This window comes from Puniceibacterium sp. IMCC21224, assembly GCF_001038505.1.
In the GTDB taxonomy this organism is placed as follows: Bacteria; Pseudomonadota; Alphaproteobacteria; order Rhodobacterales; family Rhodobacteraceae; genus Puniceibacterium.
In genome coordinates, this window is the sequence record NZ_LDPY01000001.1 from 2,507,978 (window position 1) to 2,520,042 (window position 12,065).

Genomic DNA, 12,065 nt, shown 5'->3' on the forward strand with positions numbered 1-12,065 from the left:
GGGCGTTCTTATGGCAATGCAAATTCAGGAGGCACAAATGTCCGAGAACACAAAACTCACTCTGCCCGTCACCCGTCTTGCGCGCGAAAACGATAAATTCCGCGACGTGATCTGGACCGGCGATCAGGCGCAACTTGTCCTCATGGCAATTCCCCAGGGCGGCGAAATCGGCGGCGAAGTTCACAAAGGGCATGATCAACTTTTGTGGTTTGTCGAGGGAACAGGCCGGGCCAAAATCGGCGAGACCGAATACGATTTTGGTGAGGGCGATCTGAGCATTGTCCCCTCTGGCACATATCACAATTTCCGCAATACCGGGTCTGGGCCACTGAAACTCTATACAACTTACAGCCCGCCAGAGCATGAACCGGGCGAAAAATACGCCACCAAGAAAGAGGCCGATTCAGCAGAGGCCTGATCGCGCCACCTTGCCACGCAAAACGGCAGACAAAAAAGCGGGCCGCCCCCACCCAGCGCGGCCCGCTTTCTGTTGTCCGGCTCCGCCCACCAGCAGGCGGTAACGTCGACCGGGTCAGTGGTGTGACAAAACCGAACGCCCCAGCCCCCTGGGGTTGTCCGATGTCGCCAACGATCTTAAAGGTGATCTTTCAAAACTTAGTACAACCATAGGTATTTTTCCTTTACGGCAGGAATGAGGCAAATCCTAAATTTTTTGTGAATCTCTCTGCTTCAAACAAGGAACGTCCGCCCCGGCATGGCCGACCGCAGAACCGGGCAACACGGCAATTGGCCCGTTTGGGATCAGTTCGGGATCAGATCCGGCACAATCGTTACAATGCCGGGGAAGAACCACAGGATTGCGAGACCCAGCACCTGGATCAAAACGAACGGGATCACGCCGCGATAGATATGTCCGGTTGTCACCTCTTTTGGCGCGACTCCGCGTAGATAAAATAGCGCAAACCCAAATGGCGGCGTCAGGAACGACGTCTGCAGGTTCACCGCGATCATGATCGTCACCCATTTTGGATCAAACGACCCACCATAGATCACCGGACCCACAATGGGCACCACGATGTAGATGATCTCGAGAAAATCCAGAACAAAGCCCAGAAAGAACAGCACCAGCATCACGATCAGAAAGACTTTGACCTCGGAATCAAAGCTCTTGAGGAAATCCTGAATGTAATGTTCGCCGCCGAACGAAATCACCACCAGGTTCAGCAGCTGTGACGCGATCAGGATGGTGAACACCATGCTGGTAACTTTGGCCGTCTCGCGCACTGCCGGTGTCAGCACGCCGGACTTGAACAGCACCCAACAGGCAAAGAGCAGCCCGAACCCGGCATAGAGATACGCTGCATAAGCCACTGTGAACGCGATCCACGTCTCGACACTGGCACCTTCGGCAAGGTTGATGCGCATATCAAAATTCACGCCGACCAGGATCATCACCATCACCGCAAAGGTCGAATAAAGGATGATCTTGGGGGAACGATCCTGCTCTTTCAGCTTGCGGTACGCCGCCAGCATGATCGCGCCCGCCGCCCCGAGTGCCGCAGCAGGCGTCGGGTTGGTGATGCCGCCCAGGATCGACCCCAGCACCGCAACGATCAGCACCAGCGGCGGAAACACCACCCGGATTAGTTCGTTTTGTGACATGCGGATCGCCGCCTCGCGACAGCCCCAGAGCGCGATACCCGCCGGTATCGCCACCAGCAGCACCACAACCCCGGACGAGGTCAGCGGCCCTACAAACAGCACATCCACCAGCATCACACCCAGAATACCAATCGCGCCCACGATCAGCGGCATTGGCGCAGACGAAGGTGACACCCCACGGGCAAAGGCAAGCGGCACTGCCATCAGGATCAGCAGGATCGCCACGCCGGTGCCAATCGGGGCCGCATTCGCCACCTTTTCCGCCCGCGCCTGCGTAACCTCTTCTGCACTCAGTCGATGGCTTTCGACCGCGCCGCCCGACGCGTCAATCGCCGCCTGTTCCTCAAGTGCTGTATCCCATGCCGACTGCCCATGCAGTTCAATCATCGACGCCTGACAATCCGCGCCAACATTTGTGCGCAGACTTGCCGCCTCACCGATGTCGGAAAAGCTGTCGACCGTGGTGGATTGGCTGCCCACCAGACCAACCTCGGCCAGCAGCAGAGTCCCGGCGATGATCGCAATTGGCACACCAAGGAACCAGGTAAAGCCTTCGCCTTTGGTAATGATCTCACCATTGGCGGCGCCCATCGCGACCGCAGGTGCCTTGTGTGGGTTGAGCATGGCGTAGCCAAAGGCATAGAGCGCATAGAGCATCGCCAGCAGGATCCCCGGCAGCAGCGCCGCCTGAAACAGCGTACCGACCGACACGACCGCAGGCTCACCCAGATAGGTTAGCGCATCGGTGCACCCGGCAAGCTGTGCCCGCGCGTCCTGTGCGGCAGAATAAAGATCCCCCGCAAGCGTGCCCAAAAGGACGATCACGATCGACGGCGGGATAATCTGCCCCAACGTACCCGATGCCGCGATCACTCCGGTCGCCAGTTCCGGCGAGTAATTGTTGCGCAGCATGGTGGGCAGCGCTAGCAGGCCCATCGTCACCACAGTTGCGCCCACAATGCCGGTCGACGCGGCAAGGAACGCGCCCACAACCACAATCGATACCGCCAGACCACCGGGCAGCGGACCAAACACCCGCGCCATCGTGGTCAGCAGGTCGTTGGCGATCTTGGAGCGTTCCAGCACAATCCCCATCAACACGAACATCAGCACCGCCAGAAGCGTCTCGATGCTCTGCCCCGCCAGAACGCGTTCGTTAATGCGGTTGACGATAAAGGACACATTGCGATCCAGTGCAGTCTCCCACCCTTGGGGAAAGACCGAAATGCCGGCGCGCGGCAGGTCCGGGTTGCGAAAGATCGATATGGAATCCGCATTGACCCCGCTGGCCACCAACGCGTCATACGCGCCGGATCCGGTGTCAATGGCCTGGTGAATCAACAAACCGGCGCTGTCCAGCGCCGCGATGATCCCGAAGGAAATGACCCCGGCACCACCGATGGCAAAGGCCACCGGAAAGCCCGAGAGGATTGACGCAAAAAGCGTGGCGAATACGATGATCAGCCCGATCTCGACGCCATCAAGTCCGAATAGCATGTGGTATCCCCCGCCCCTCAGAATTCCGCGTGGTCGTAAGCTTCTTCACCAGCTTCGAGCACGTCTCTATCTAGATATTTGCCTTCTGAATCCTCGCCTTCTGTCCACTCCAGGAACGAGCGGTAAAAGAACGCTATGGCCTGTAGAAAGATCAACCCGCAAAAGGCAACGAGCAGGATCTTGAATAGGAAATAGGCGGTGAAGCCATTCGGGCTAAAGCCGATGGTTTCAACATTCCAGCGCAGGGCGCGGGATTTGTTCAGCAATCGATCCAGCGTGTCGGACGCTGACGGGTTTGGCACGATCAGATGCCGCCACATAAAGAACCATCCGTACAGCCAGATCAGCACCGCCATCGGCATCATAAAGAACAGACTGCCCAGCATGTCGATCACCCGTTTCGCGCGGTAGCTGACCGCCGAATACACCAGATCGACGCGCACATGACCGCCCTGAACGAACGTGTAAGTCAGGCACAGGGCCACGACCAACGCGTTGTAAAACTTGAGCTCTTCGGCCCACCAGCTGATATCGAACTGCAACGGAATACCGAACCCGATCGAGATGTCGGGCCGGGTAAAGATCCGCTGCATGAAGACGATGACCACCTGTTGCAGCACCATCAGCAGGCCCGCCCAGGCAAAGGTGCGGCCCAGCACGTTGGCCAACCCTTCGAGTGCGCGCACACAGCCCCACATGAACCGGTTGGACCACAGGCCCACCGCCGTCAGAACCAGAAACCCGGTAAAACAGACAAAGAAAAACTCGGTCGAGCCGCCGTAATAGACAAATCGCATCACCGCCTGCTTGTCCGACCAGTCCAGCCACAACGCGGGATGTGTCACCGCATAACCGAAATTGTAGAACGCCATCACGATGTTTTGCAGCACCCAGACGGCTCCAATGCCGATGGCGCTGATCGCTTGTCCCAGCCCGACCACCTCGTGTTCGTCCATCTCCCCCCCCGTGCCCCGGTTTGCCCGGACTTTTTCCTGCGAATGTCGCCACAACGGGGCCTCTGTCACCAGAAGCCCCGTTGGTGTTCGCCGTTAAAATTCAGGCTCCGCCCAGCACGCGCACCCGCTGCTCGACATAATAGCCGTCGGATTTGTTGATCCAGGCGGCTGAAGAAGCCATCGACTCGTCAAACGAATTGCGGATTCGCGCAAAAAGCTCGTCGTCCATATAAGCGTCGAGGACCTCTTTCGACGCGGCACCAAAGGCGTCCCAAACATCATCCGGGAACTGCAGCGTCTTGACGCCCTGCGCTTGCAAACGCGCCAGAGCGGCGCCGTTGCTCGCCAGTGTTTCGGACAGTTGGTAATGCGTCACCGCCTGGCAGGCGATGTTCATGATGTCCTTGTGATGCTGGCTCAGGTCATTCCACACGTCAAGGTTGATCGACGCCGCGAGTGCCGATCCCGGCTCGTGGAAACCGGCGGTATAATAGATTTTGGCCACTTCCTGGAAACCAGCGCGTTCGTCGGCCATCGGACCAACCCATTCAAGACCGTCCAGCGCGCCCGAGGACAACGCCTGATACAGCTCACCACCTGGGATGTTCTGGACCGATGCGCCCAGCTTGCCCAGCACTTCGCCACCCAGACCAGGCATACGGAACTTGAGACCGTTGAAATCCGAAGCCGAGTTGATTTCCTTGCGGAACCAGCCACCGGATTGCGATCCGGAATTACCGGCGATCATACCCTTGAGGTTAAAGATCTCGCCCAGCTCGTCATGCAGTTCCTGACCACCACCATGGTGATACCAGTTGGTGACTTCCTGTGCGGTGCCGCCGAATGGTACCGCGGTGAAATAGGCATAGGCCGGGTGCTGCCCGACGAAATAGTAATCCGCCGCGTGGTACATATCCGCCTGCCCCGACGACACAGCGTCGAACACTTCGAGCGCGCCAACCAGCTCACCCGGCGCTTTTTTGTCGATGGTCAGTTCGCCATCCGACAGCTTGCCAACATAGTCGACCAGATAGCTGGCCGCATCGTCCAGCACGGCAAAACCGCGTGGCCAGGACGTGACCATGGTAAGGGTCCGTTTGCCCTGTGCGTAAGCCGGTGCCGCCAGAGTCGAGGCCGCAGCCGCCGATCCACCCAGCGCGGACGTTTTCAGAAATGAACGACGATCCATAGAGTTCCTCCCGTTTGTGGCTGCGCCTGGGCATTTTTCCGCCTCGCGCAGATCGTTAAGTCTGCCGACGGTAGCCCCGCCAAAATGACAGCAAAATACCCAGAGATACGGAGAAGGGGCACATTTCGCGCTAACCCCCGGACAGTTCCCATGATTTTGTTCTGCTTCAGCGACCGATCCTTGCATTTTTGGCTATGCCTTGCCCCGCTGGGCACGCTAACACGGATCATGCGCGCCGGTTTCGCCCGTCTCGATTTCAACTATGGCCAGAAGATCTTTCTTCTGGCCTCGGTTCCGTTGATCATTGTGGCCGCTGTGATTGCGCTGCTTGTCGCGGGACAGTCTCGTGCGCTGGCCGACCGCGAAATCCGCAGTCTTGAAACCCAGTTGCTTGAGGCAAAGAAAGCCGAGCTGCGCAATTACGTCACCCAGGCGCGCAACGGGTTCTACTTTATTTACGGCTCGGCGCCCCCCGACGATCAGGCGGCCAAGGATCAGGTGATGCAGATCCTTGCGGCAATGATCTATGGCGAAGAGGGGTTCTTTTTTGTCTACGACTACGACGGCACCAACCTAGTGTCGCCACGCCAGACCGAGATGATCAACCAAAACTGGTCGGGCCTTAGCGACAGCGAAGGCACTCCCATTGTGGATGAGATGATCCGCATCGCCCGCTCTGGCGCCGGCTATCTGGAATATCTCTGGCCCAAGCCCTCGACCGGGGAAGAGGCGCGGATGATCACCTACGTAACCTCGTTTCCGTCATGGCGATGGGCAGTCGGCACCGGGGTCTACATCGACGATGTGGTTGCCTCGGTCGCGGCCACCCGCGCCGAAGTCGAAACCCGCGTTCGTCGCACCTTTGTCTATATCGGTGGGATCACTCTGGTGGCGTTAATGATCGTGTTCCTGACCGGGCTTGCCCTCAATATCCGCGAACGCAGACTGGCGGATGCCAAGCTTAAGGAACTGACGCAGCGGGTGTTTGACGCACAAGAAGAGGAACGCGGTCGCGTCGCCCGCGAGCTGCACGATGGCATCAGTCAGATCCTCGTCGGGGTGAAATATGCGCTGGATATCACCCGTCGACGTCTGGCCAACGGCGACGACCGCGTGGGTGAGACGCTGGAAAAGGGGATCATCCACCTTGCGGGGGCCATTCAGGAAGTGCGGCGCATTTCACGCGACCTGCGGCCCGGCGTTCTGGATGATCTGGGTCTTGGTCCCGCGATCAAGGCGCTGGCCGAAGATTTCTGCACCCGCACCGGCATCGAGACCGAGTTCGAGACCGTTGTCTTTCGCAACCGGCTAGATCAGGATGCCAAGATCGCGCTATATCGCGTCGCGCAGGAGGCGCTGACCAATGTGGAACGTCATGCTGCTGCCACTCAGGTGCAGATAGACCTGCGCGGCCACACACAGGGGGCCACATTGCGGGTTTCAGACAATGGCATCGGCCTTGAGCAGCCCCGCGACGACCGGGACCGCCCACCCCAGTCCCGCGATGGCATCGGGCTGCGCAATATGCAGGAACGCATGGATCAGCTGGGCGGCATCTTGCGGGTCTTGTCCAGTCGAACCGGCACGGTGATCGAGGCACAGGTGCCGCTGTCACATCTGCTGCCCCCAGGAGACGGCGCCGGGGCGGGAAATACCGGCGGTGACGGCGCAACGACCGACAGCCTGCCCCAAAACAGGAGAACCCGCGCATGACCGTCATCACCCCTGCCCCGATCCGCGTTGTCGTGGTCGATGACCACCCCATGGTCGCCGAAGGGATTGAGGCGATCCTCGACAGCTATGACGATATCGACGTGATCGCCACGCTGTCGGACGGCCAGCAGATCATCGATCAGTTGTTCGCCCTATCGCCGGACGTGATCCTAATGGATCTGAACATGCCCGGACTTGGCGGATTGTCGGCGACCGAAATCATCCTGGAACGCCGCCCGCAAACCCGCGTTCTGATCCTGTCGATGCATGACAGCCCCGAATATATCTCGACCGCGCTCAGCCACGGCGCGCGGGGCTATGTGCTCAAGGACGTGCCGACGGACGAAATCAGGCGCGCCATCGACGTTGTCATGTCCGGCGACCACTACCTGTGTACCGGCGCGACCGGCGCGCTGATGCCGCAGGATAACAGCCGCGAGGCGCTGACCAACCGCGAACAGACGATCCTGCTGCTGCTGGCACAGGGCAAGTCCAACAAAGAGGTGGCGCTGAAACTCGACATCTCGGTGCGCACGGTTGAGACGCATCGCAAGAACCTAAAACGCAAGCTGGGCATCAGCACCACCGCAGGCCTCACTCGGTACGCGCTGGAACATGGTGTGCTGCAGGGCACTGGCATGAACAGCTGAAATCGCACCCGCTGCGGCGTTGCAAACCAACGAATCCCTCAATCCGGGCGGGTTAACTTTACGGAAATGTCAGATAAACCCCATTCTCACGCAAGAAATGCAAAGAAAACAGCCGTCGTCGGCAATTTTTTTTGCCCTTGGGCGGTTGACGTCCCCCGCCACTCGCAATATTGTCGCCCTCGCAATCAATGGAGTGCCCGACAGTGACACCGCTAGTCGTAATTGTAGGAAAGATGCGCATGGGCCGGTAACGGACACCCACAAGGTACCCCATGCGCCCCCGAACCCCACGGGGGCTTTTTTGTGCGCAAAACATGCCGGACGGATCCACAGGGTCCCAAGGGACACAACCAATAGACGTCGTAAACGGAGACACGCGATGACACGTCAGATGACCGGAGCGCAAATAGTGATCCAAGCCCTGAAAGATCAGGGAGTGGACACAGTATTCGGATATCCCGGCGGCGCCGTGCTACCGATTTACGATGCGATCTTTCAGCAAAACGATATCCGCCACTTCCTGGTCCGTCACGAACAGGCTGCGGTGCATGCCGCCGAAGGGTACGCCCGTGCCACCGGCAAACCGGGTGTCGTCCTTGTGACCTCTGGCCCCGGCGCGACCAATGCCGTGACCGGGCTGACGGACGCGCTGATGGATTCGATCCCGATTGTTGTGCTGACCGGGCAGGTTCCGACCTTTATGATCGGCTCTGATGCCTTTCAGGAGGCCGATACCGTCGGCATCACCCGCCCCTGCACCAAACATAACTGGCTGGTCAAAGACACGGCCAAACTCGCCTCGACCATCCATCAGGCCTTTCATGTTGCCATGTCCGGTCGTCCAGGCCCGGTGCTGATCGACATCCCCAAGGATGTGCAGTTTGCCAGCGCCGACTATCAGCCCAAACAAAAGGCCCCCACCGGCCATTATCAGCCGCAGGTCAAGGGCGACATGGAAACGATCATCGAACTGGTCGAAGCGATCGAAAGCGCAGAACGTCCGGTGTTTTACACCGGCGGCGGCGTGATCAATTCTGGCCCTGGCGCCAGCCAGCTTCTGCGCGAGCTGGTCGAGGCGACGGGCATCCCGATCACTTCGACCCTGATGGGCCTCGGCGCCTATCCGGCGTCGGGTAAGAACTGGCTGGGAATGCTGGGGATGCACGGGCTCTACGAGGCCAATCTGGCGATGCATGGCTGTGATCTGATGATCAACATCGGCGCGCGGTTTGATGACCGGATCACCGGACGACTCGACGCGTTCTCGCCAAAGTCCCGCAAGGCACATGTCGACATTGATCCGTCGTCAATCAACAAGGTCATTCGCGTCGATATGCCAATCATCGGCGATGTCGGGCATGTGCTTGAGGATATCCTCAAGGTCTGGAAATCCCGTGGCCGCAAGGTCAACACCGAAGGCCTGCGCAAATGGTGGGCGCGGATCGATGACTGGCGCAAGGTTGATTGCCTGAAATACACGCCTGATCCCAAAACCATCAAACCGCAGCATGCCCTGTCGCGGCTTGAGGCGCTGACCAAGGGCCGGGATCGCTATATCACCACCGAAGTTGGACAGCATCAGATGTGGGCGGCCCAATACCTTGGGTTTGAGGATCCCAACCGCTGGATGACCTCTGGTGGACTGGGAACCATGGGCTACGGCTTTCCGGCGTCTATCGGCGTGCAGGTGGCGCATCCTGACGCGCTGGTGATCAACGTCGCTGGTGAGGCGTCATGGCTGATGAACATGCAGGAAATGGGCACGGCCATGCAGTTCCGCCTGCCGGTCAAGCAGCTTATCCTGAACAACGAACGGCTGGGCATGGTGCGTCAGTGGCAGGAACTGCTGCACGGCGAACGCTACTCGCATTCATGGTCCGAAAGCCTGCCGGATTTTGTAAAACTGGCTGAGGCATTTGGCGCCAAAGGTATCCGGTGTCAGGATCCGGCCGACCTGGATGATGCCATCATGGAAATGCTGAACCACGACGGCCCGGTGATCTTTGACTGCCTGGTGGAAAAACACGAAAATTGTTTTCCGATGATTCCGTCGGGCGAGCCCCATAACAAAATGCTGTTGGGTCAGGCCTCGACCAAGGATGCCATCGGCAGCAAAGGCGCGGTGATGGTCTGATCCACGCCCAAAAGTTTTGAGAAAACTTTTGCCAGGACTTTGGAAAAGTCCTGGCGTCGTACCCAGATTTAAGGAACCGCACATGTCCGCCCTACAAATCAAAAAAGGCTCGTCCAAACATTCGGCCTATAACCTGCGTCCCACATTTTCGGACGTTCAGGAAACCCACACACTCGCCGTTCTGGTCGAGAACGAGCCCGGCGTACTGGCGCGGGTTATCGGCCTCTTTGCCGGACGGGGTTACAACATCGACAGTCTGACCGTGGCCGAGGTCGATCATTTGGGTCATCTCAGCCGCATCACCATCGTCACCACAGGTACACCGCAAGTGATTGAGCAGATCAAGGCCCAGCTTGGCCGGATCGTGCCGGTACACGAAGTGCACGACCTCACCGTCGAAGGGGGATCGGTCGAACGGGAGCTGGCCCTGATCAAGGTCTCGGGCACAGGCGAAAAGCGGGTCGAGGCGCTGCGTCTTGCCGATATCTTTCGTGCTCAGGTGGTTGACAGCACTCTTGAGAGCTTTGTGTTTCAGATCACCGGCACACCGGAAAAAGTCGACGCTTTTGCCGATCTCATGCGTCCCTTGGGTCTGAACGAAGTCGCCCGCACCGGCGTTGCCGCCCTGTCGCGCGGCCATTGATAGGCGCGACAGCTCACTGATCAGTGCGGCTGCGTCGTCTGACGACCAGCCGCATCTCTTAATCCAGATATATCCACGTCATTTCCGGTGCATACTTCGTATCACCGTTTCAGGGACTCGCGCCCATGCGGTTTTTACTGCCCCGGTCTCAGACCAAAATGGCCTGCACCCGCGCCTTGCCGATATAATCCGCCAGCGACACAACGCTGGCCGATGCGACCTGACTTAGTGTGCGCTTGGGTGACTCTTCCCGGGGCGATATTGAGGCAGCCTGATTTATCAGCTTCCGGGCAATTCCCGGACAATGCGACGGCTCCACACGTTGCGGATTGCGCGCCAAACGCAGATCACGCTCTTCGCGCAGATCAAACTGTATCAAGTCACCAGCATCCAGCGGCAACCCGTCCAGCACGCTCTGATCGGTGTGTTCACCCAGATCGTTTTGCGAATAAAAGGCCAAGTTGCCATGATCTTCGCACCAGATGACCGCCTTGCGTTCATCGGTGTTCGTCCACAGTACGACCCCATACATGCTTGTATTGGACATCTCCGAAACCCTTTGCGTCTCTTTTGTCCAACCTTGGGCGAATTCTGCTCTTGCTTACATCGCTATTACCGCGACTCCTGCTTGCATTTTGTGTCACTTCGACTATGCCTCGTTGCGAAAGAGCATCAGCCATGACGCCAATTGGCGTCAAATCGCTGTGCATTCAGTAAAAACGCCCTTGAATGATGGCACTCTGCTCATAGACTACTAAGAAAAGATGAACTCTACCTATGGTTTTCAGCCCACAAAATAGCGGATCTGCCCACAGTCCAGCCGAACTGCGCAACATGCTTGGCGCTAATCTGCGTCGCCTCACACGCGATGCAACCTCAATCTCTGCCCTTTGTCGGAATCTCGGCATCAACCGGACCCAGTTTAACCGCTACTTGTCAGGCGAAAGTTTTCCACGCCCGGACGTTCTGCACCGCATCTGTCGCTTCTTTGACGTTGATGCCCGCATCCTTCTTGAACCGCTGGACGAAATTGACACCGTGCGCCGGGATCTCTTGCACCACCCTGCCGTTGGTGACTTTGTCGGGGCTGGCACGGTATCTTTGAGCGAGGATATCTTTCCTTCGGGATTCTACAGGTTCACCCGCCGCAGCTTTATGGACGACGATCGCTGTGTCCAAGGACTGGTCTATGTGTTTCGCAAGGATGTCTTTACCTTCATCCGTGGCTACGAGGCCAAGGAAGCAATGCGCCAGCAGGGCCTTGCGACCGATACCCGCAGCCGCGAGTTCCGGGGTTTCGTGATTCCACAAGAGGGCGGTGTTGCGGCTCTTGTCAGCCGCCGCAACTCGCTCACCACATCGTTCAACTATCTCGCGGGCGTGCCGTCCTTTCAGAACAATTACTGGGTCGGTTATGCCGCCCGTACAGTCCGTGAAAGCGTCACTGGCCGACGGATCGCTCGGCTGGTGTATGAATACCTCGGCAACGATTTAGCAAAGGTCATGCCAGCCGCCCGGCAAGCAGGATTCTGCAAAGTTGAAGACTTGATCCCGTTTCACCGCACCCAATTGCGGCTGGACGAACCTTTTGTCTAAATCAAAGCTGGGCCCGGTGCGCTGATCGTTCGACGAAAAGTCACCGGGCCTGCCTGACGCCAAA

General features: G+C 58.4%; 11 protein-coding genes and 1 pseudogene. 7 read left to right on the top strand and 5 right to left on the bottom strand.

Annotation, left to right across the window (positions count from 1 at the left end):
- The first annotated feature begins 37 nt into the window (after nt 1–37).
- Nucleotides 38–418, top strand: a complete 381-nt coding sequence (locus IMCC21224_RS11565) for a cupin domain-containing protein (protein ID WP_053078957.1) — start codon at nt 38–40, stop codon at nt 416–418.
- 344 nt (nt 419–762) lie between these two features.
- Here the strand turns inward: IMCC21224_RS11565 and IMCC21224_RS11570 are convergent, their stop codons facing one another.
- The 3 genes from IMCC21224_RS11570 to IMCC21224_RS11580 form a co-directional block, all read right to left on the bottom strand.
- Nucleotides 763–3,120, bottom strand: coding sequence for a TRAP transporter large permease subunit (locus IMCC21224_RS11570; RefSeq protein WP_047995488.1), 2,358 nt, complete (start codon nt 3,118–3,120; stop codon nt 763–765).
- Between the two features lie 17 nt (nt 3,121–3,137).
- Entirely contained in the window at nt 3,138–3,992 is an 855-nt protein-coding gene (locus tag IMCC21224_RS11575; protein WP_369796044.1) for a TRAP transporter small permease subunit, read from the bottom strand.
- Between the two features lie 184 nt (nt 3,993–4,176).
- Complete coding sequence (locus IMCC21224_RS11580) at nt 4,177–5,265, bottom strand: TRAP transporter substrate-binding protein (RefSeq protein WP_047995490.1); 1,089 nt, start codon at nt 5,263–5,265, stop codon at nt 4,177–4,179.
- 228 nt (nt 5,266–5,493) lie between these two features.
- Here IMCC21224_RS11580 and IMCC21224_RS11585 point away from each other — a divergent pair, with 228 nt between their 5' ends.
- From IMCC21224_RS11585 to ilvN, 4 genes are all read left to right on the top strand, one after another.
- Nucleotides 5,494–6,978, top strand: a complete 1,485-nt coding sequence (locus IMCC21224_RS11585; protein WP_047997062.1) for a cache domain-containing protein — start codon at nt 5,494–5,496, stop codon at nt 6,976–6,978.
- Nucleotides 6,975–7,628 (top strand): response regulator transcription factor, encoded by a 654-nt coding sequence (locus tag IMCC21224_RS11590; RefSeq protein WP_047995491.1) that lies wholly within the window; start codon nt 6,975–6,977, stop codon nt 7,626–7,628. The genes IMCC21224_RS11585 and IMCC21224_RS11590 overlap by 4 nt, the downstream gene beginning before the upstream one ends.
- A gap of 379 nt (nt 7,629–8,007) precedes the next feature.
- Nucleotides 8,008–9,762, top strand: a complete 1,755-nt coding sequence (locus IMCC21224_RS11595; RefSeq protein WP_047995492.1) for an acetolactate synthase 3 large subunit — start codon at nt 8,008–8,010, stop codon at nt 9,760–9,762.
- A gap of 82 nt (nt 9,763–9,844) precedes the next feature.
- Nucleotides 9,845–10,405, top strand: coding sequence for an acetolactate synthase small subunit (ilvN, locus tag IMCC21224_RS11600; protein ID WP_047995493.1), 561 nt, complete (start codon nt 9,845–9,847; stop codon nt 10,403–10,405).
- A gap of 148 nt (nt 10,406–10,553) precedes the next feature.
- Here the strand turns inward: ilvN and IMCC21224_RS11605 are convergent, their stop codons facing one another.
- Nucleotides 10,554–10,952 carry a hypothetical protein gene (locus tag IMCC21224_RS11605; protein ID WP_156178241.1) on the bottom strand — a complete coding sequence of 133 codons (399 nt, stop codon included), beginning with the start codon at nt 10,950–10,952 and terminating at the stop codon, nt 10,554–10,556.
- Between the two features lie 287 nt (nt 10,953–11,239).
- On the opposite strand from IMCC21224_RS11605, the pseudogene IMCC21224_RS28940 reads away from it, so the two are divergent.
- A pseudogene (locus IMCC21224_RS28940) lies at nt 11,240–11,347 on the top strand (XRE family transcriptional regulator); the annotation flags it as partial.
- On the opposite strand, the gene IMCC21224_RS28945 reads toward IMCC21224_RS28940, so the two are convergent.
- A complete protein-coding gene (locus tag IMCC21224_RS28945) occupies nt 11,342–11,584 on the bottom strand; it encodes a hypothetical protein (RefSeq protein ID WP_369796052.1) in 243 nt (80 codons plus the stop codon). The pseudogene IMCC21224_RS28940 and the gene IMCC21224_RS28945 overlap by 6 nt on opposite strands.
- Before the next feature lie 12 nt (nt 11,585–11,596).
- Here IMCC21224_RS28945 and IMCC21224_RS28950 point away from each other — a divergent pair, with 12 nt between their 5' ends.
- Nucleotides 11,597–12,001, top strand: a complete 405-nt coding sequence (locus tag IMCC21224_RS28950; RefSeq protein ID WP_369796053.1) for a hypothetical protein — start codon at nt 11,597–11,599, stop codon at nt 11,999–12,001.
- The last annotated feature ends 64 nt before the right edge of the window (nt 12,002–12,065 follow it).

Excerpts from the sequence above, each read along its gene's own strand:
- IMCC21224_RS11575 (WP_369796044.1), bottom strand. The coding sequence starts at position 3,992 with ATGGCGTTCTACAATTTCGGTTATGCGGTGACACATCCCGCGTTGTGG.
- IMCC21224_RS11605 (WP_156178241.1), bottom strand. The coding sequence starts at position 10,952 with ATGTCCAATACAAGCATGTATGGGGTCGTACTGTGGACGAACACCGAT.
- IMCC21224_RS11570 (WP_047995488.1), bottom strand. The coding sequence starts at position 3,120 with ATGCTATTCGGACTTGATGGCGTCGAGATCGGGCTGATCATCGTATTC.
- IMCC21224_RS11585 (WP_047997062.1), top strand. The coding sequence starts at position 5,494 with ATGCGCGCCGGTTTCGCCCGTCTCGATTTCAACTATGGCCAGAAGATC.
- IMCC21224_RS11590 (WP_047995491.1), top strand. The coding sequence starts at position 6,975 with ATGACCGTCATCACCCCTGCCCCGATCCGCGTTGTCGTGGTCGATGAC.
- IMCC21224_RS11580 (WP_047995490.1), bottom strand. The coding sequence starts at position 5,265 with ATGGATCGTCGTTCATTTCTGAAAACGTCCGCGCTGGGTGGATCGGCG.
- IMCC21224_RS11595 (WP_047995492.1), top strand. The coding sequence starts at position 8,008 with ATGACACGTCAGATGACCGGAGCGCAAATAGTGATCCAAGCCCTGAAA.
- IMCC21224_RS11565 (WP_053078957.1), top strand. The coding sequence starts at position 38 with ATGTCCGAGAACACAAAACTCACTCTGCCCGTCACCCGTCTTGCGCGC.
- ilvN (WP_047995493.1), top strand. The coding sequence starts at position 9,845 with ATGTCCGCCCTACAAATCAAAAAAGGCTCGTCCAAACATTCGGCCTAT.